At 65.4% G+C, this 18,762-nt stretch carries 13 protein-coding genes; 8 read left to right on the top strand and 5 right to left on the bottom strand.

From position 1 onward, the window contains the following. Window positions 1-87: 87 nt before the first annotated feature. The 3 genes from rpoN to BN1233_RS00225 all read left to right on the top strand — a co-directional run bounded on the left by rpoN (window position 88) and on the right by BN1233_RS00225 (window position 4,291). Complete coding sequence (gene rpoN, locus BN1233_RS00235) at window positions 88-1,632, top strand: RNA polymerase factor sigma-54 (protein ID WP_046861533.1); 1,545 nt, start codon at window positions 88-90, stop codon at window positions 1,630-1,632. Window positions 1,633-2,039: 407 nt separating this feature from the next. Next, on the top strand, window positions 2,040-2,501 hold the full coding sequence (gene ptsN, locus BN1233_RS00230; RefSeq protein WP_046862294.1) for a PTS IIA-like nitrogen regulatory protein PtsN: 462 nt from the start codon (window positions 2,040-2,042) through the stop codon (window positions 2,499-2,501). 161 nt (window positions 2,502-2,662) lie between these two features. Beyond that, window positions 2,663-4,291: a fumarate hydratase gene (locus tag BN1233_RS00225; RefSeq protein WP_046861532.1), complete on the top strand. Its 1,629-nt coding sequence runs from the start codon at window positions 2,663-2,665 to the stop codon at window positions 4,289-4,291. 105 nt (window positions 4,292-4,396) lie between these two features. Here BN1233_RS00225 and BN1233_RS42515 read toward each other — a convergent pair whose 3' ends face one another. The 5 genes from BN1233_RS42515 to BN1233_RS00200 all read right to left on the bottom strand — a co-directional run bounded on the left by BN1233_RS42515 (window position 4,397) and on the right by BN1233_RS00200 (window position 11,501). Then, the gene (locus tag BN1233_RS42515) at window positions 4,397-6,595 is read right to left on the bottom strand and encodes a coiled-coil domain-containing protein (RefSeq protein ID WP_048709010.1); all 2,199 of its coding nucleotides are present in this window, start codon (window positions 6,593-6,595) and stop codon (window positions 4,397-4,399) included. 164 nt (window positions 6,596-6,759) lie between these two features. Beyond that, a complete protein-coding gene (locus tag BN1233_RS00215) occupies window positions 6,760-7,917 on the bottom strand; it encodes a TAXI family TRAP transporter solute-binding subunit (protein ID WP_063776694.1) in 1,158 nt (385 codons plus the stop codon). A 422-nt stretch (window positions 7,918-8,339) separates the two neighbouring features. Next, a complete protein-coding gene (locus tag BN1233_RS00210; RefSeq protein ID WP_046861531.1) occupies window positions 8,340-9,056 on the bottom strand; it encodes an SIMPL domain-containing protein in 717 nt (238 codons plus the stop codon). Between the two features lie 2 nt (window positions 9,057-9,058). Then, the gene (locus BN1233_RS00205) at window positions 9,059-10,144 is read right to left on the bottom strand and encodes a polyamine ABC transporter substrate-binding protein (protein WP_046861530.1); all 1,086 of its coding nucleotides are present in this window, start codon (window positions 10,142-10,144) and stop codon (window positions 9,059-9,061) included. A 202-nt stretch (window positions 10,145-10,346) separates the two neighbouring features. Further along, a complete protein-coding gene (locus tag BN1233_RS00200) occupies window positions 10,347-11,501 on the bottom strand; it encodes an aminotransferase (protein WP_046861529.1) in 1,155 nt (384 codons plus the stop codon). 263 nt (window positions 11,502-11,764) lie between these two features. Between BN1233_RS00200 and BN1233_RS00195 the strand changes: the two genes are divergently transcribed. The 5 genes from BN1233_RS00195 (at window position 11,765) to BN1233_RS00175 (ending at window position 18,698) form a co-directional block, all read left to right on the top strand. Beyond that, window positions 11,765-12,835 (top strand): efflux RND transporter periplasmic adaptor subunit, encoded by a 1,071-nt coding sequence (locus tag BN1233_RS00195; protein WP_046861528.1) that lies wholly within the window; start codon window positions 11,765-11,767, stop codon window positions 12,833-12,835. A gap of 93 nt (window positions 12,836-12,928) precedes the next feature. Next, window positions 12,929-16,063 (top strand): efflux RND transporter permease subunit, encoded by a 3,135-nt coding sequence (locus BN1233_RS00190; RefSeq protein ID WP_046861527.1) that lies wholly within the window; start codon window positions 12,929-12,931, stop codon window positions 16,061-16,063. Between the two features lie 234 nt (window positions 16,064-16,297). After that, window positions 16,298-17,281, top strand: coding sequence for a FecCD family ABC transporter permease (locus tag BN1233_RS00185; RefSeq protein WP_244470880.1), 984 nt, complete (start codon window positions 16,298-16,300; stop codon window positions 17,279-17,281). Continuing rightward, entirely contained in the window at window positions 17,278-18,081 is an 804-nt protein-coding gene (locus tag BN1233_RS00180; RefSeq protein ID WP_046861526.1) for an ABC transporter ATP-binding protein, read from the top strand. The genes BN1233_RS00185 and BN1233_RS00180 overlap by 4 nt, the downstream gene beginning before the upstream one ends. Beyond that, window positions 18,078-18,698, top strand: a complete 621-nt coding sequence (locus tag BN1233_RS00175; protein ID WP_046861525.1) for a TetR/AcrR family transcriptional regulator — start codon at window positions 18,078-18,080, stop codon at window positions 18,696-18,698. Before BN1233_RS00180 ends, BN1233_RS00175 begins: the two co-directional genes overlap by 4 nt. The last annotated feature ends 64 nt before the right edge of the window (window positions 18,699-18,762 follow it).

The following is an 18,762-nucleotide window of genomic DNA, read 5'->3' as shown; positions in this document are numbered from 1 at the left end:
GCTGCCTGGGCCTATAGAACCCGGATTCGGACAAGCAAGAAACATGCCGTAAGGCAAAGGTGCTTGCTCCCGGGTTCAGGAACCACCATGGGGTTGTTGCAGAGACTGGAAATGCGCCAGGGCCAGTCCCTGGTGATGACGCCGCAGCTCCTGCAGGCGATCAAGCTCCTCCAACTCTCCCATATCGAGCTTGTGGCCTATGTGGAGACGGAACTCGAGCGAAATCCCCTTCTCGAGCGGCCCGAAACGGAAGCCGCACAGGACGGCGGTTCCGATATCTGGTCGGGCGACGATGCACAGCAGGGCATCGACGGAGAGGGTGACGGGGCTCCCGAGGAGAACTGGCTCAAGGCTGATATCGATCCCAGCCGCGACGCTCTCGAGCGGGACATGGACACCTCGTTCGAGAACGTCTTTCAGGATGAGGGCCCTACGGCGCCACGGCAGGCCGACGATACAGATGTTCTGCCGATCTTGCCGTCCTTCTGGAGCGGCGCCGGAAGTGCCTCGGACGAGGACCTGCCCGGTTTCGAGGCGACCCTCTCCCGCGACATAACGCTCGGCGAGCACCTGCAAAGCCAGCTCGAACTCGCCTTCCGGGACCCGAAATCCCTGCTCATCGGCCGGCATCTGGTCGATGCCGTCGACGAGGCCGGCTATCTCGCGGAGCCCGTCGACGCTATCGCGGATCGGCTTGGAGCCCCGCTTGTCGATGTGCAGTCGGTTCTCGCCGTGATCCATACCTTCGATCCGCCGGGGATCGGCGCCCGGAGCCTCACGGAATGTCTCGCGATCCAGCTTCGTGAAAGAGATCGGCTCGATCCGGCCATGGCCGCCCTCCTCGAGCGGCTCGATCTCGTCGCGCGGCGGGACATGGCAGCCCTTCGCCGCGTCTGCGGCGTGGACGATGAGGACCTGACGGAGATGCTGGCCGAGATCCGGCAGCTCGAGCCGAAACCGGGCCGGGCCTTCGGAAGCGGACCGGTCGGCGTCCTGGTGCCCGACGTCACCGTGCACCCGCGGCCGGACGGGACCTGGCAGATCGAACTGAACCCGGACACGCTTCCGCGGGTGCTCGTCAACCAGACGTATTATGCCCGCGTGACGCGTACGGCCAGGAACGAAACCGAAAAATCGTTTCTCACCGAATGCCTGCAGAACGCGAACTGGCTCACACGCTCGCTCGAGCAGCGCGCCAGGACGATTCTCAAGGTCGCTGCCGAGATCGTGCGACAGCAGGAAGGCTTCTTCCGACACGGCGTCGCGTTCCTGCGTCCCCTCAACCTGAAGACCGTCGCCGACGAGATCGGGATGCACGAATCGACCGTGTCCCGGGTCACATCGAACAAGGCGATCGGAACGAGCCGCGGCACGTTCGAGATGAAGTATTTCTTCACGGCCGCCATCGCAGGGGCTGGAGGGATCGAGGCCCATTCCTCGGAAGCCGTTCGCCACCGGCTCAAGCAACTGATCGATGCCGAGAATCCCCGGGAGGTGCTCTCGGACGACGCCCTCGTCCAGCGCCTCAAGGAAGAAGGTATCGATATCGCCCGTCGCACCGTCGCCAAATACCGCGAAAGCCTTCGGATCCCCTCGTCCGTCGAGCGGCGGCGGGTGAAACAGGCGCTGTGAGCAGAAGCCGAAATCCACTTGCACTTCGCGCCCGGAAGCCATCTTCTGACCGGAATCGGAATCTGCAAGACAGGTCCGTCATGCTGCGGGAGGGGAGGCATGCCGCTGCGAGCGTCCGGGGCAAGCTTTGACGAAATTCATGTCCGCTTCCGCGCTTCGGCCCTCATCGCAGGGGCGAAGGGCCCCCTTGACCACCTGCCAGCCGGCGAGAACGTCTTCGGGCACATGAGGGCACCTTCGCACTGGCACTGTGCGTCTGAACATCGTATATCGCCGCCCCGACGGGACGATCGGCTGGGTCGATCCACCACCGGGCCAGGTCTGAGCGAAGAAGAGAACCCGGCTGGCCCGAGCTTTGCTTGAATGATCGCGATGCTGTTGCTTCGCGGAACACCGTGGCTGCTTCCATGCCTTCTCTTGATTTCCTGAGTCCAGAAGCCGTCATCCCGGTCCTGCGCGCGAGCGGGAAGAAGCAGGTTCTCAACGAGCTCGCGAGCCATGCTGGGCGCCTCACGGGCCTCGATGAGCACGCCATTTTCGAGGCGCTTCTCCAGCGGGAGCGCCTCGGCTCGACGGGGATTGGCGAGGGGATCGCGATCCCGCACGGCAAGCTTCCGGGGCTGCAGAAACTGTTCGGACTCGTGGCCCGGATGGAGAAGCCGATCGATTTCGAGGCTCTCGATGGCCAGCCCGTCGACATCCTGTTTCTTCTTCTGGCACCGGAAGGCGCCGGAGCAGACCACCTGAAAGCCCTTGCCCGCATCGCTCGGGCCTTGCGGGAGCCCGGGGTGGTCGAGCGCGTCAGAGCCGCCCGGGACGGCGCAGCGCTCTATTCCGTGATCGTGAATTCGACCCCGCAGCCTGCCTGACCGCATGGGCGGTCGACCGTTCGGGGTCCTTCGAACGCGAAACATCTACTCCACAATCGCCCGATCGGAATCTTGGCCGCGACGACGAAGCTGTGTCGCAGCCGGCCGGAACTGGTTAGAAGCTCGGCCAGCTGATCCCTCAGGCTGGAGTTTCGAAGTCCATGTCCGCCGATCCGGCATTTTCTCATCACGAGCTCTTCCCGCTGGCCCCTGATGCCACGCCCTACCGGAAGCTGACGAGCGACGGCATCGGGACAGAGCGTCTGGGCGGTCGCGACATTCTCACTGTCGATGCGGAGGCTCTCCGCCTGCTCGCCGAGCAGGCCTTCACCGACATCAACCATCTGTTGCGGCCCGGCCATCTCGCGCAGCTGCGGGCGATCCTGGAGGATCCCGAGGCTACGCCGAACGACCGGTTCGTCGCCGTGGACCTCCTGAAGAACGCCAATATCGCCGCCGGCGGCGTCCTTCCGATGTGCCAGGACACCGGCACGGCGATCGTGATGGGCAAGAAGGGCCGGCTCGTCTGGACGGACGGGAGAGACGAGGCCGCGATCGCTGAGGGCATCCGGGACGCCTATCTCAAGCGCAACCTGCGCTATTCGCAGCTCGCACCGATCTCGATGTTCGAGGAGCGCAACACGCGCTCCAACCTGCCGGCGCAGATCGAGCTCTATGCGGAAGGCGAGGACGCCTACAAGTTCCTCTTCGTCGCGAAGGGCGGCGGCTCGGCGAACAAGACCTTCCTGTATCAGGGCACGCCCGCGCTCCTGACCCGGGACCGCATGATGGCTTTCCTGAAGGAGAAGATCCTCACGCTTGGGACCGCGGCCTGCCCGCCCTATCATCTTGCAATCGTCATCGGCGGGACGAGCGCGGAGCAGACGCTCAAGACCGTGAAGCTCGCCTCGACGCGCTACCTAGACGGGCTGCCGACGGCAGGCTCCGAAGCCGGCCACGCCTTCCGGGACCTCGAGATGGAGGCGGAGATCCATCGCATGACGCAGTCGCTGGGCGTCGGCGCCCAGTTCGGCGGCAAGTATTTCTGCCATGACGTCCGGGTGATTCGTCTTCCGCGCCACGGCGCCTCTCTTCCGATCGGGCTCGGCGTGTCCTGCTCGGCGGATCGGCAGGCTCTCGGCAAGATCACGCGGGACGGCGTGTTTCTCGAGCAGCTTGAAACGAATCCCGCGCAATATCTCCCGGAGATCGACGAGGCCGATCTCGGCGGCGAGGTCGTCGAGATCGATCTCAATCGTCCGATGAGCGAGATTCTCGGCACCCTGACGCGCTACCCGATCCGCACCCGGCTCTCCCTCACGGGACCCGTGATCGTGGCGCGCGATCTCGCTCATGCGAAGATTCGCGAGCGGCTCGAGCGCGGGGAGCCGATGCCGGACTATTTCAAAAACCACCCGATCTATTATGCGGGCCCCGCCAAGACGCCGGAAGGCTATGCCTCCGGCTCGTTCGGACCGACGACGGCCGGGCGCATGGATTCCTTCGTGGATCAGTTCCAGGCGGCCGGCGGATCCATGATCACCCTGGCGAAGGGGAACAGGTCCTCGGCCGTGCGGGAAGCCTGTCAGAAGCACGGCGGCTTCTATCTCGGGTCGATCGGAGGACCTGCTGCCCGCCTTGCTCAGGATTGCATCCGCAAGGTCGAGGTCGTGGAATATCCGGAACTCGGGATGGAGGCCATCTGGCGGATCGAGGTCGAGAAGTTTCCGGCCTTCATCGTCACCGACGATAAGGGGAACGACTTCTTCCGCGAGCTCAACCTCGGTTGAGCACGGCGTCTCACCAGGAATAAAAACGCATCACGCACAGGCATTCGGACCCAAATGCCTGTGCGTGTGGTGAGTGCCGCGCGTCGAAGCGAAAACGGCTGACGCTCACCTCGTGGCGCCGACCGGCCCTTGCGCCTGCTGGTAGCCTGCCGCCCGGGCTCTGGCATAGAGCTCGCGAGCCCGCGCCGGGTCCCCGCGAATTCCAAGCACGCCGAGGCGGGACAGCACTTCAGGATCGTATGTCTCGGCCAAGCCGAAAATGGCCCGGGCGCTGCCCGATTGCATGGCGTGCTCCAGCAGCAGGCGCGCTCCGCTGATGTCGCCGGTGCGCAGGAGTTCCGCGACGCGCGCGAAGATGCGCTCCTCAGCGGATGGTGGAGGCGGAGGTGCGGAACGTGCCCGATCGGCGTTGGGCGCAACAGGCGCCTGAGCAGCACTGACTGGGGGATTCGGGGTTGGCTCAGCGGACGCCTGATTTCGCGCCGCCGGCTGGGCCCCGCTACCCGTCTCTCCGGCTGCGCCGGCGAGGAATAGCATCGACCGGGTCTGAGGCTGCGCTTCGCGCTGTCCGCTCTGGTTGCCCGGTGCCGGATCAGCGGTGTTACGGACTGTCTCGACAAAGGCCGAGTCGCTTGGCCCATACCACGCGAGCGGGAAGATCTGCCCAATCGGACGGCGAGACGCCGGCGCGTGCATCTTCTCCTGCAGGGCTGCGTATTCGCGCGCGGCCTCGGCGGCTGCCGCTACCTTGCGCGCAGCCTCCTCACGCACGGATGCAACCTCCCGGGTGGCGTTCTCCTGAATGGCCGTGCGCTCGCCATCCAGAGCTGCCCGTGCCGCCGCGATCTCGCGGGCTGCGCTCTCCTTGGCAGCCGCAAGCTCCCGGGCAGCTTTCTCCTTGATGGAGTCGAGCTCGCGCGCGGCATTCTCGGCTTTTTCCTGGAGCGCTGCCTCACGAGCGGCCATCTCGCGCGCTGCATTGTCCTTGATGGATGCGACCTGCTGCGCAGCGTCCCGCCTGACCTTATCGACCTCCCGGGCAATCTGCTCGTCGCGCTCGCGTGCGGCCGCCTCGCGCGCGGCCGCAACATCGCGCGTCGCATTCGCCTTGATGGCGGCGATCTCCTGCGCGGCATCATCACTGCGGCCGCGTTCTACGGCTGCGCGAGCCTCTGCGATCTCGCGCGCCGCGTCTTCCTTCGCGGCGGCGAGCTCCTGGGCCGCTTTCTGCTTGTAGTCGTCGAATTCGCGCTCTGTCTCGGCAGCAACCGCGATGTCCCGGACGGCCTTTTCCTTGAGGGACGCGACTTCGGCCGCAGCCTTTTCTTCGGCCGCCTGGCGCTCGCGCGCCGCAGTTTCGCGTACGGCCGCGATCTCACGCGCCGCGTTCTCCTTCGCGGCAGCAATTTCCCGCGCGGCGTTCTCCTTGACGGCTGCGAACTCTCGGGCGGAATTCTCGCTGCGTTCCCGCGCAGCTTCGCGAGCAGCGGTGATGTCCCGTGCCGCATTCTCCTTTACGGTTGTGAGCTCTCGGGCGGCACTCTCCTTGAGCGCCGCGAGCTTCTGCATGGCCTCCGCGGCCGATGCAGCCTCGCGGGATGCAGCCTCTTTGAGCGACGCGATTTCCTGAGCGCTCTTCTGCTCGAGCGCTGCGCGGTCACGGGCGGCCTCTTCGCGAGCTGCTGCAAGATCGCGCGCCGCACTCTCCCGTGCAGCGGCAAGGTCCTGTTCCGCCTTGCTCCGAAGGGTGTCAAGCTCACGCGAGGCCTGTTCGGCTCGCGTCCGCTCTTGCTCCAACCCTTTCCGCAATTCCTCGACCGCGGCCGTATCCGGGCCGCTCATTGCGGGCTGCTCCGTCTCGCTTGTGGCGGGAAGCTTCTGGTCGCGCAGGAAGGAAATCAGTCCAGGATCGTGGATGCGGTCGATGAGAAGCGCGGCGAAGGTGCCCTGCTCGATGGCGCCTGAAAGCAGCAGCTCCGCGGACTTCACGTCACCGCGGTCGATGAGCTGCTTGAGCTTTCCGGCGAGCTGCCGGCTCTCTGCCTCCTGCATCAGAGACGACAGCAGTGCCGTGAGATCCTTTTGATCATCCGTGTCGGGCGGCAGCGCGACATTGGGGCTGTCGGCTTGCATGGGGGCCGGCGGGGTATCCGCAGCGCTCCCCGTCATCGTCGTGGCGAGCAGGAGCCAGGACGCGCTTGCGAGCAGAAGGCCGACTCTCGCACTGCGCCCCCGCGTCGACCGGGAGCGAGCCAGAAGCGCCGGCTGCGGAAATGGGAATCTCTGGCAATACGGTCCATTCATATCGGACCTCCCTCTGTCGCGGCCGGTGCACCTCGTGGCGATTCTACCGGGCCGGGGACGGTTCCCTCGGCGGGAACCGTCTTTGTCACTGTGTCCGCGTCTGCTCCTTCCGGGGCGAGCCCCACTGGGCCGGGCGCCCCGCAGCTACGCGTCAGATCGGCTCTCTACTGCTGCCTTTGCCAGGTGAGGAATTCATTGAACATGCGCTCGCGTTGCGCGGCTTCGCCGGACATCCAGCGGGGCTCCGCTGATGGTGCGCCGGCGGCAGCGGCGCGAGACGTTTGGGCCGCATGCTGATCGAGCCACTTCTGCGCCACCTTCAGACGCTCCCAGCCGGGCACTTCGGCAGCAAGATTGACTTCCTGCCACTTCTTATGCCGGCCCGGCTGTTGGAACTCTTCGAACCTCGAAAAGAACGCGTTCACGAACCGCTCGACCTTCTTGTAGCGTTCGGTCTTTTCCGGCCAGTTGAATACGGCCAGGATGCTGCCGACCGCCAGCGTATCCACGGGCTGCCCAGGCTCGATGAGGCTCGGGTAGTCGGAGTTTTCGAAGCGGGCCGGGAAATAGGCTTCGGCGAGCTCGCCCTCGAACGGGATTCCGAGCAGGTGGAAGCGACCGTCTCCCTGGAATTCCGAAATCGCGCGCACGGGACGTCCGGCCACGTACACGGCAGCGTCGATCTCTCCCGAGCGAAGTTGTGCATAGGAAGAGGCCTGATCGTGCGTCGTGAATTCGGGATTGATCCCGAGAGCCTTGAAGATGAGGCGTGCGGTCAGGTTGGTGCCGCTGCCGTCCTTGTCGATATTGACCTTCTTCCCATCGAGCTGGCGGATATCCGTGATCGACTGGCTGGCCAGGATATGGACCTCTTCGTTGTAGAGACGCGTGATGTAGCGGAGCCGATCGGCCGCTGCGTTGTGGAGATTCTCAGCCTTCAGGCTCGCGCGGGCATCCATCTGAACGATGCCGATATCAACGCCGCGCAGGAACATGATGTCGCGCAGATTCTGCAGCGAGCCGCGGCCGATCATCGGAATGATTCGCAAATCCTCGCCATCCAGAACGTTGGCGAGATCGGCGGCGATGCGGATGTATGTGCCGTCGGCTCCACCCGAGATCACGCCGACCGTTCCGGCATTGATGCTCGCGGAATTCGGCGTCGACCGTGGCGTGGGATTCTGCGCGGAGACGGGTAATAGACCGGCAGCAAGGGTCGCCGAGACCAGAATGGCCGTCGCAGAGATCCGGACGATCGCATCACGCACCCTTCGCGCGATAGGGCCAGACCGTGCAGCAAGAGGGCGGATCCGCTCCGACATGAAATCATCTCCCAGTAAGCCTCTGCGCCCGTGCGTTTGACAGGTTTTGCGCACGGGCACCCGATGGGCTCCATGGAGCCGGGCATCGGAACCGGGCAATCGTAAGCCGCTGACCAGCAGGAGCAATTCTGTATTGGAGGGAGCGTAATCCCTCGAACGAGGTATATCTAGCCGTCCGTGGTAAGCGGCCCGCCCGGGCCTGGAGACAGGGCGGGATATCGTCCCGTTCAGGCTTCAGCGCTCGGATGTGCCGTGGATCGGCAGGCGCGGCAAGATGGCACGCCGGACTCGCATCCACGATACAGCTTGCGAAGCGCGTGGACCGCAAACGAAGAATCGCGGCGAACGGACAGCGTGGCTGCATCGTTCGGGGGCCTCGAGCTTGCGCCCCGAATGCGCGACGGTTCGAAAGGGCGCGCCCGTCAGGGCGCGATCTCATAGACGAGTTGCACGCTCGCATTGAAACGCAGGGTGGCTGGCGGCACGAGGGGGACCGCCTCCGCCGCCACGGCGCGCATGCGCATCATCGGCATGTCCGATTCCGGGAGCGGGTGCGCGGCCCCGTCACGGATCTCGATCAGCCGTCCGAGCTTGACCCCCGCGGCTTCGGCAAAGACCTCGGCCTGCCGCTTGGCATCGCGAACGGCCGCACGTCTTGCGACATCTCCGCCCTCGTCCTGACGGTCCAGTCCGAAGCTGATCGATTGGAAGGTCACGTCGCCGGCCGCGAGCACCTCGCCCGCGAGCTTGCCGACGCCCGCCACATCGCGGGTCTTCACGCGGATGCGGTGATCGACGCTGAAGCGCGGCACCTTCTGCTCGCGCCCGTCGGGGCCTTGCGGTTGAGGCGTCTGGAAGACCTGGAATCCGGCAGTTGCGATGTCATCCCGCTTGATCCCAATCCCCTCGAGGCGGGCGAGCGCCCGTTCAGTGGCCGCACGATTCAGATCGACCGCTTGGGCGATCGTGTCCGCCTGTGTTCCGACGGTCACGAAGATCCGCGCGAAATCGGGCTTCAACTCGGCCTCGCCGGAGCCCGTGACGCTGATCGAGGGGGGGCGCGGCGGCTGCTGTGCCGCCGCCGGGACCGAAGCCATGAGGGCGGCACAGAGCATCGCGATCCGCATGCGGCGCGTCATCGTCACCGCCCGGTCTTCACTCGCGTCCACAGCCTCGTCACCGTGCGCTGCGTGCGGTTGTCATAGGCTGTGTTGGTGAAGAGGCGCTTGAACGTCTCTTCGTCGGGATATACGCCGGGATTGTTCAGAATCTCCGGGTCGACCAAGGGCTTTGCGGCAAGATTGCCGGACGCATAGGACACGAAATTCGTGTTCGCCGCGGCAACTTCCGGACGCATCATGAAGTTCAGGAATTCATGCGCCTCGTCGATGTTCTTGGCATCGGCCGGGATCGCGAAAGCGTCGAACCACATCAGGGCGCCTTCGCGCGGAATGACGTACGTGATCTCCTGTCCGTTCTTCGCCTCCTCGGCCCGCGAGCGCGCCTGCAGGACGTCTCCCGAATAGCCGACGGCGAGGCAGATATCGCCGTTTGCGAGAGCGTTGATGTATTCGGACGAGTGGAACTTCTGCACGTTGCCGCGGATGCGGAACAAGGCATCACCGGCGCGCTTCAGATCCTCCTCGCGCTTGGAGTCCGGGTTGAGTCCGAGATAGGAGAGAATTCCCGGAAAGAGATCCTCGGGCGAATCCAGCACGTAGATGCCGCAATCCTTGAGCTTGGACGACAGCTCCGGCTTCATCAGGAGATCCCACGTGTTGAGCGGGATATCCCCGAGGCGCTCGCGGACCTTCTTGACGTTGATGCCGAGTCCCGTGGTTCCCCACATGTAGTCGATGGCATGCTGGTTCCCGGGATCGAAGACGGCCAGACGCTGCATGATCTCGGGCCAGAGATTCCCGATGTTGGGAAGCTTTTCCTTGTCGAGGGGGCGGAAGATCTTCGCCTTGATGAGGCGCTGCAGGAACGGTCCCGACGGCACCACCAGGTCATAACCGGATCTGCCCGCGAGAAGCTTCGTCTCGACGATCTCGTTGTTGTCGTAAGTATCGTAGACGACCTTGATCCCTGTCTGCTGAGTGAATTCCTCGAGCATCTTCGGATCGATGTAGTCCGACCAGTTATAGACGTTCACCACCCGCTCCTGGGCAGGTGCGGCAATCGTCGAGACGGCAAGAACGACGGCTGCGAGAATAGGGCGGATCATCGTGGGCAGGCACTCCGTAGGAGAATTCGAGCAGCCCGTCAGAGCGGGCCGGCGAACGCTAGCCGCATCCTGCCCGGGATACAATTGCATCTGATGATCCGGAGCCTGTGGAAGGGCCCGTTGGGCAGAAAGTCCGTTGGACCTCGGACGGGCCGGCCCGCTTCAGGCCGGCCGTGCGCCGACACCTCCCGGAGCGGAAACTTCAGGCAGCCTGCCGCACGACGCCCGACAGGCGCTCGAGCGCCGCATCGAGCGTCTCGTCGCGTTTTGCGAAACAGAAGCGCACGACGTTCTTGACAGCGCCCTCCGCGTAGAAGGCCGATACCGGAATGGCGGCAACCCCGTGCTCGAGGACGAGGCGGCGGCAGAACGCGACATCGTCCGCGTCGCCGAAGCGCGCGATGTCGATGTTCAGGAAATACGTTCCCTCGCTCGGGATGACGTCGAAGCCGAGATCCGTCAGGCCGGTCGTGAACCGGTCCCGGCTGCGGGCGAGGTCGCGACGCAGGCTCTCGAAGTAACCATCCTCTTTCATGAGGCCGTATGCGACCGCAGCCTGCAGGTTGGGAGGTGTCGTGAAGGTCAGGAACTGGTGGGCCTTCGCGAGGACGCGCATGATGGCCGGCGCCGCACAGACGAAGCCGACTTTCCAGCCCGTGAGATTGAAGATCTTGCCGGCCGAGCCGATCTTGATTGTCCGCTCCCACATGCCCTCGCAACTCATGAGCGGCTGGTGCCGGCGGCCGTCGAAGACAACGTGCTCCCAGACCTCGTCGCAGATGGCGATCGCATCGAAGCGCCGACAGAAAGAGGCGAGAAGATCGAGATCCTCCGGGGAGAACAATGTGGCCGCCGGGTTGAGGGGATTGTTGAAGAGAACGGCGCGCGTACGAGGGCCGAAGGCCTGCGCGAGCGCCTCCTCGGTGAGCGCGAAGCGCGGGGGCTTCAGAGTGACGAAACGCGGGATGCCCCCGGCCCGGCGCACCAGTGGCAAATAGGCATCGTACATCGGCTCGAAGAGCACGATCTCGTCACCCGGCTCGATCAACGCCAGAAGAGCTCCCGCGAGGGCCTCGGTCGCACCGGAGGTGATCATCACCTCGGCCTCGGGGTCGAAGTCGAGGGCCTGCCAATGGCGGTAATGCTCTGAGACCGCATGGCGGAGTTCGGGCAGGCCCATCATCGGCGGATACTGGTTCCAGCCCTCAATCACGGCCTCGGCCGCCTTGCGGCGGACGTCCTCGGGCCCCGGATCATCCGGAAAACCTTGGCCGAGATTGACGGCGCCGGTGTCCCGTGCGTGGCGGGACATGACTTCGAAGATGGTGGTCGGGAGTTCGGCGAAAATCGGGTTCATGGCAGTCGTCGGTTGCGGGCCCGTCCCTATCACAGCCTTCGCGACAAGCCACGGCTCCTGGCCCGGCAGCACGGCGGCAGGCGCACCCGGTCGCGTGTGCCGTCGCACATCGCTGCCTGAACCCTGAAAAATGCTTGCTGACGAAAATTGACATTCGTCAGTCATCATTCTTAAATCGTCCGGCTGGACCGGTTTCGGCCGGGCGGCGCTGGTCCCTCCGCAGGCTGTGGCTCGGGGCCGGTCCGGCACCAGGGAGCCATGCGATGAAGTCTGCTTTCTCTGCTCTCGCGATCATCCTGTTCGCTCTGACGGCCTGCCAGGAGGCGCCCGCGACACCCGCCCGCGCAGCCCGGCCGGTGCTCGTGACCGAGGTGCGATTCGCGCCGGAGACTCCGACCCGATCCTTCGTCGCCACGGTGCGGGCCCGCATCGAAACCGATCTTGGCTTCCGCGTCGCCGGCAAGGTTGCTGAGCGTTTGGTCGATGTCGGTGACCGCATTCGCGCCGGCACGCCGCTCGCCCGCCTCGACGAGTCGGATCTTCGTTTGCAGCGCGAGCAGGCCGATGCCGAGCTCAGGGCCGCTTCGGCAGCCCTGACCCAGGCTCGGGCGGAGCTTCAGCGGATCCGCACCTTGCGCCAAGACGGCTGGTCCACGGCCTCCCTCCTCGAGAAGCAGACGGCTGCGGAGGAGGAAGCCCGAGGCCGGATGGCACGGGCGGAAAAGGCCTTGTCGCTCGCCGACAATGCGCTCTCCTATGCCGTCCTGAACTCCGATTCGAACGGAGTCGTCACTGCAGTCCATGTCGAACCAGGCCAGGTTCTGGCGTCGGGGCAGCCCGCATTCCGGATCGCCCATGACGAGAAAGAAGCCGTCGTGGCGCTTCCCGAAGCACAGGTCGCCGTGCTCAGCCAGGGCGACGCGACGCTATCGCTTTGGTCGAACGCCGGCCGTGTCTATCGGACCACGCTGCGCGAGCTCTCACCGGCGGCCGACCCGGTGACGAGAACCTATCTCGCCCGGTTCAGCATTCCGGACGCAGGACCTGAGGTACAGCTCGGGATGACCGCGACACTGACGATCGAGTCGCCTCGATCCTCGAACGTAGCGCGGCTGCCTCTTTCGTCTCTCTACGATGCCGGCAATGGGCCTTCGCTCTGGACGGTCGACCTGGACGGACGCTTGGCGCTGCGTCCGGTCACCGTGCGCTCCTACGAGGCCGATGCGGTTCTCGTCACGGCCGGCGTGCGCGATGGCGATCAGGTGGTCGCCATGGGAGTTCAGAAACTCGATCCCGGCCAGCGGGTGCGGGTCGTGAATTCGCTGACATTCTAAAGAAGCCGCTGCGAGGAACGCCAACCTCGCGGCCCGGGCGGTCACTCAACCCTGCCCTTGTTCTCGTCCCACTCACATTCCGAGGAGGCGGCCGTGAAGAAATTCAATCTCTCGGCCTGGGCAGTTGCTCATCCCGCGCTCGTTCTCTTCATGATCCTGGCGCTCGGCGTCGGCGGAGCCCTGTCGTTCGGGCGGCTCGGTCGCGCGGAGGATCCGAACTTCACGATCAAGGTCGCGGTCGTCACGGCGTTCTGGCCCGGCGCCACTGCGGAAGAGATGCAGAATCAGGTCTCTGACCGCATCGAGAAGAAGCTCCAGGAGCTGCCGTTCTTCGACAAGGTGCAGACCTACACAAAGCCCGCCTTCACGGCCATGCAGGTGTCTTTGCGCGACAACACGCCAGCGAAGCAGGTGCCCGAACTCTTCTACCAGCTGCGGAAGAAACTCGATGATCTGCATAGCGAATTGCCGAGCGGATTGATCGGGCCGAACGTCAACGACGAATACGGGGACGTGGATTCCGTCCTCTACATGCTCACCGGTACGGGCGCCGACTACGCGCAGCTCAAGACGATTGCGGAAGCCCTCCGGCAGCATCTCCTCAAGATTCCCTCCGTCGTGAAGGTGAACATCTACGGCGTGCAGGATGAGCGCATCCACGTCGAGTTCAGCCATGCGAAGCTCGCGACGCTCGGCCTCTCGCCGCAGGCGATCTTCGACTCGCTCGCCCGGCAGAACGCCGTCACGCCGGCGGGCACCGTCGAGAGCGCGGCTCAGCGGATCGCAGTGCGCGTGACTGGTGCCCTCGAAGGCGCGAAAGCTGTCGCCGAAACGCCGGTCGAAGCAGACGGGCGCGTCTTCAGGTTGGGCGATATCGCCACCGTCAGCCACGGATTCGAGGACCCGCCCGATTTCCTTGTGCGGCAGCGTGGCACGCCGGCGCTCGGAATCGGCATCGTGATGGCGAAGGGCGCGAACATCCTGACCTTCGGCGAAGCCGTGCAGGCCGAGACCAATGCCTTCATGGCTCAGGTACCGGTCGGGTTCGAGATCGAGCAGGTCGCGGATCAGCCGCAGGTCGTGGAGCACGCGATCGGAGAGTTCGAGCGCTCCTTCGTCGAGGCACTGCTGATCGTGCTGTTCGTCAGCTTTCTGTCGCTCGGGTGGCGCACCGGCATCGTCGTCGCGCTCTCCGTCCCTCTCGTCCTCGCCATCACCTTCGTGGTGATGATGGTGCTCGGCATGGACCTGCACCGGATCACGCTCGGTGCGCTGATCATCGCCCTCGGGCTCCTCGTCGACGATGCGATCATCGCGGTCGAGATGATGACCGTGAAGATGGAGCAGGGCTGGGACCGCATCAGCGCAGCCGGCTTTGCATGGACGTCGACCGCCTTCCCGATGCTCACCGGCACGCTCGTCACGGCTGCGGGATTCCTGCCGATCGGCTTCGCGAACTCCGCCGTCGGCGAATATGCCGGCGGCATCTTCTGGGTCGTGGCGATCTCTCTCGTGGCGTCCTGGTTCGTGGCGGTGATCTTCACTCCTTATCTCGGCGTGAAGCTGCTGCCGGCGTCCCTCGCCAAGGGGCATGCCGATCCGCATGCGATCTACGAGACACGGATCTATCGCGCGTTGCGCCGTGTCGTGCAGGCCTGCGTCCGCCGCCGTGGCCTGACGGTCGTGACGACGCTCGTCGTCTTCATTACGGCCATCGTGGCGTTCGGCCACGTGCAGCAGCAGTTCTTCCCGCTCTCCGAGCGTCCGGAACTGTTCCTGCAGGTGAGGCTTCCCGAAGGAAGCGCGATCGGAGCAACGCGGCGCACCGCGGAGACGGCAGAAGCGCTGCTCGCCGGTGACGAGGACATCGCGACCTACACGACCTATGTCGGACAGGGATCGCCCCGCTTCTGGCTCGGCCTTAACCCGCAACTGCCCAATACGTCGTTTGCCGAGATCGTCATCGTGGCGAAGGATGTCGACGCTCGGGAGCGCATCAAGGCCCGGCTGGAGCGCGCCGTCGCCGAGGGCACGCTCTCGGAGGCGCGCGTGCGCGTCGACCGTTTCAATTTCGGACCTCCGGTCGGCTTCCCCGTGCAATTCCGCGTCGTCGGACCCGATCCCATGAAGGTTCGCGAGATCGCATCGGACGTCCGCGACGTCATGCGCCGGAATGCTCAGGTCGTCGACCCGCATCTCGACTGGAACGAGATGAGTCCGGCCGTGCGCATCGTCGTCGATCAGGAGCGGGCGCGCGTTCTCGGGCTCGATCCGCAGACCGTCTCGCAGACGCTGCAGACGCTGCTCTCCGGCGTCCCGGTCACCACCGTGCGGCAGAGCACGGAGCGCGTCGAGGTGATTGCGCGCGCGGTTCCGTCGGAGCGGCTCGATCTCGGCCGGATCGGCGATCTCACGATCGTGTCGCGCAACGGGATTCCCGTTCCCCTCGCCCAAGTCGGGCATATCGAATACACACACGAAGAGCCGATCCTCTGGCGCCGCAACCGGGACATGTCCATCACGGTCCGCGCCGACGTGATCGACGGCGTTCAGCCGCCGGACGTCACAGCCGCGATCTGGCCGAATCTCCAGACTATCCGCGACAAACTCCCGGCCGGCTACCGGCTCGAGATCGGTGGCGCTGTCGAGGAATCCGAGAAGGCGAACGCTTCGATCTACGTGCTCTTTCCCGTCATGCTCGCCGCGATGCTGACGCTGCTGATGATCCAACTCCAGAGCTTCTCGCGGCTGGCTCTCGTCTTCCTGACCGCGCCGCTCGGCATCATCGGCGCCTCGCTTGCCCTGAATCTCGCCAGCAAGCCCTTCGGCTTCGTGGCTCTCCTCGGGCTCATCGCGCTGGCGGGCATGATCATGCGCAACACCGTGATTCTCGTGGACCAGATCGAGCACGACGTCACGACGGGGCTCAGCCGGCGCGAAGCGATCATTGAGGCGACCGTGCGCCGCGCAAGGCCCGTGGTGCTGACGGCTCTCGCCGCGATCCTTGCCATGATCCCGCTCTCGAGGTCAGCCTTCTGGGGACCCATGGCCTACACGATCATGGGTGGCCTGTTCGTCGCGACCTTCCTGACGCTGCTCTTCCTGCCGGCGCTCTACGCATTGTGGTTCCGGCGCACGCTCGACGACGTGCCCGACTCGGTGCCGGAGGCTGAAGTCAGCGTGCTGCACCCTGTTCCAGCGCAGCCCTACGCGATCGCCGCAGAGTAGGCGACCGTTCAAGAGGCGTGATATAGGGCGCGCGATCAGCATAAGGCCGTGGTTCCCTCCTCACCCGCGCACTTCGTGCGCGACCTCTCCCTCCGGGGAGAGGTAAAGCGGCAGCGGTGCGCAGCCGGGTGAGGGTGGCGGCGCGGCGTTGGGATTTTGGATCTCTTGCACGTTCACCAGGACAGAACACCGCTCCTCCCGATCAGGTCAGTTCGCGTCCGTGCTGCGAGCCATTTGACCGCCGCTCTCGCGGCACTCGTCATCGCGCTCGCCCTCGTCTCGCTCGCAGTCGGCCCAGCGCCTCTGTCCCCCGTGCAGGCCGCGTGGGCACTCGTGACCGATCTTGGTCCCGCTAGCACCATCGTGCGTGAGATCCGCTTGCCCCGGACCGTCCTCGCCATCCTGATCGGCTGGCTCCTCGGTTTGTCCGGCGCGGCTCTTCAAGGCTTGCTGCGCAATCCTCTCGCCGATCCGAGCGTCTTCGGGGCTCCGCAGGCTGCGGCCTTCGGGGCCGTCGTCGTCCTCTATTCGGGCTGGGCGGGCGCCCTGTCCTTTGCGCTGCCCTTCGCGGCGATTGCGGGAGCGGTGATCTCGATCGGTCTCGTGCTCGCGGTCGCCGGGCGCAACGCGACGGTCGTCGTGCTCGTGCTGTCGGGACTCGCCGTCGCGAGCCTCGCGAGTGCCGGAACGTCACTCGCCATCAATCTTTCGCCCAATCCTTTCGCCGTGACGGAGATCGTGTTCTGGCTCCTGGGCTCGCTCGAGGACCGCTCGATCAGACATGTACTTCTCCTTCTCCCGTTTGCGATCGTCACCTCGGCGGCCCTGTTGTGGAGCAGCAAGGGCCTGAGGGCGCTCGCTCTCGGTGAGGAGACGGCGCAGAGCCTCGGGATCGGAATCGGCCGCCTGCGGCTGGCGATCGTCGCCGCGGCCGCGGTCGCGACGGGAGCTTCCGTTGCGGTCGCAGGGGCGGTCGGCTTCGTCGGTCTCGTGGCGCCCCACCTCGTGCGCCCGCTGGTCGGGCATGATCCGTCCCGCACCGTCGTTCCGGCCGGATGGGCAGGAGCGGCCCTGCTGCTCAGTGCCGATATCGGAGTCCGGCTGATTCCGGCCGCTGTGGAAGTGAAGCTCGGCGTCGTGACCGCGCTCGTCGGAGTTCCCTTCTTCCTGTGGATCATCGCCCACCGGAAGGCCGAACTCGTCGAGGCGCCCGCATGACCGCTCTCCAGGCCTCCGGCATCTCGGTCCGGCTCGGCGACCGGACGGTTCTGGACGGGGTCGATGCCGTCCTGCGCTCCGGCCGCCTGACGGCAATCGTCGGCCCGAACGGGGCCGGCAAGACGACGCTTCTCAAGACCCTTGCGGGCCTGCAGGCGCCCACGCGGGGGACGATCCTGCTCGACGGGGCGCCGCTCGAACGCATGACCGCGCGGGAGAGGGCGCGCCGCATTGCCTACCTCGCCCAAGGGGGCACGGTTGCCTGGCCGATCCCGGTCCGCGATGTGGTCGCGCTCGGGCGCCTGCCGCACGGGGAAGTGCCGGACCGGCTCGGGCCAGGGGAATCGGCTGTCTCCTCGGCCCTCGCGGCGGTCGGCCTCGCGGCGCTCGCCAGCCGGCCGGCCTCATCCCTCTCGGGAGGGGAACGGGCCCGGGCGCTCCTCGCGCGCGCGCTCGCGACCGAAAGCGCCATCCTCCTCGCGGACGAACCCGTCGCCGCCCTCGACCCGCGCCATCAGCTCATCGTCCTCGATGTCCTCCAGGAGCGCGCGCGCGCCGGCGGCACGATCGCCTGCATCATGCACGACCTCGCGCTGGCCGCACGCTATGCCGACGAGGTGCTGCTCCTGAAATCCGGGCGGATCGAAGCCTCGGGGACGCCGCGCGAGGTGCTGACGGCGCCACGCCTTGCGGATGCCTTCGGGATTGAGGCCGAGGTGAAGCTCGTCGACGGCTGGCCGCTCATCATTCCAAGGCATGCTTTGACGATTGACGAATTTCGTCATAACGTCAGCACATGAGTACAGAAGCTGCTGTCCGTTCATCGGACGCGGATACCCGCCATCGTATCGTCGAGACGGCGGAGCGGTATTTTCGCGAAATCGGATACCAGAAGACCACCGTGGCGGATATCGCCAAGGCGCTCCGGATGAGTCCGGCCAATGTCTACCGGTTCTTCGACTCGAAGAAGGCCATCAACGAAGCCGTGGCCGAACGCATCACCGGGGAGATGGAGGCAGCTCTCGAGGCGATCGTCGAACAGCCTGGTCCCGCGGCCGAGCGACTGCGTGCGTTGATCGCCACCGGCCATCGTCTCACGATTTCACGCTATACCGACCACCAGCGGATGCACGAGATGGTCGAGGTCGCCATGACGGAGAGCTGGAACGTCATCGACCGGCACATCGACCGGGTCTATGCCATGTTCCAGGAATTGGTGGCCCAGGGTGTCGAGTCCGGGGAATTCGACGTTCCGGATGTCGCGCTCGCTGCGCGTTGCGCCCACGTCTCACTCGTCCGGTTCTTTCATCCGGGCCTTTGTGCGCAATGTGCTCAGCGACCGAATCCGCCGGTCGATGTCATGGCCGACTTCATCCTCGCCGGCCTCGGCTGGAAGCGTGGCCGTAATACGTGCTGACGGATCGAAGCTTACCGTCAGGGATGGAGCCATACCGCCCGCTTCGTTGACAAAGCATCGGGCG

This window comes from Microvirga massiliensis (assembly GCF_001006805.1).
In the GTDB taxonomy this organism is placed as follows: domain Bacteria; phylum Pseudomonadota; class Alphaproteobacteria; order Rhizobiales; family Beijerinckiaceae; genus Microvirga; species Microvirga massiliensis.
The sequence above is the reverse complement of the archived record's forward strand: the minus strand, read 5'-3'. Positions and strand labels throughout refer to the sequence as shown.

Bases quoted from the DNA above. Each gene is read 5' to 3' on its own strand.
- ptsN (WP_046862294.1), top strand. From the start codon at position 2,040: ATGCCTTCTCTTGATTTCCTGAGTCCAGAAGCCGTCATCCCGGTCCTG.
- rpoN (WP_046861533.1), top strand. From the start codon at position 88: ATGGGGTTGTTGCAGAGACTGGAAATGCGCCAGGGCCAGTCCCTGGTG.
- BN1233_RS00180 (WP_046861526.1), top strand. From the start codon at position 17,278: ATGACCGCTCTCCAGGCCTCCGGCATCTCGGTCCGGCTCGGCGACCGG.
- BN1233_RS42515 (WP_048709010.1), bottom strand. From the start codon at position 6,595: ATGAATGGACCGTATTGCCAGAGATTCCCATTTCCGCAGCCGGCGCTT.
- BN1233_RS00200 (WP_046861529.1), bottom strand. From the start codon at position 11,501: ATGAACCCGATTTTCGCCGAACTCCCGACCACCATCTTCGAAGTCATG.
- BN1233_RS00225 (WP_046861532.1), top strand. From the start codon at position 2,663: ATGTCCGCCGATCCGGCATTTTCTCATCACGAGCTCTTCCCGCTGGCC.
- BN1233_RS00195 (WP_046861528.1), top strand. From the start codon at position 11,765: ATGAAGTCTGCTTTCTCTGCTCTCGCGATCATCCTGTTCGCTCTGACG.
- BN1233_RS00210 (WP_046861531.1), bottom strand. From the start codon at position 9,056: ATGACGCGCCGCATGCGGATCGCGATGCTCTGTGCCGCCCTCATGGCT.
- BN1233_RS00215 (WP_063776694.1), bottom strand. From the start codon at position 7,917: ATGTCGGAGCGGATCCGCCCTCTTGCTGCACGGTCTGGCCCTATCGCG.
- BN1233_RS00175 (WP_046861525.1), top strand. From the start codon at position 18,078: ATGAGTACAGAAGCTGCTGTCCGTTCATCGGACGCGGATACCCGCCAT.
- BN1233_RS00205 (WP_046861530.1), bottom strand. From the start codon at position 10,144: ATGATCCGCCCTATTCTCGCAGCCGTCGTTCTTGCCGTCTCGACGATT.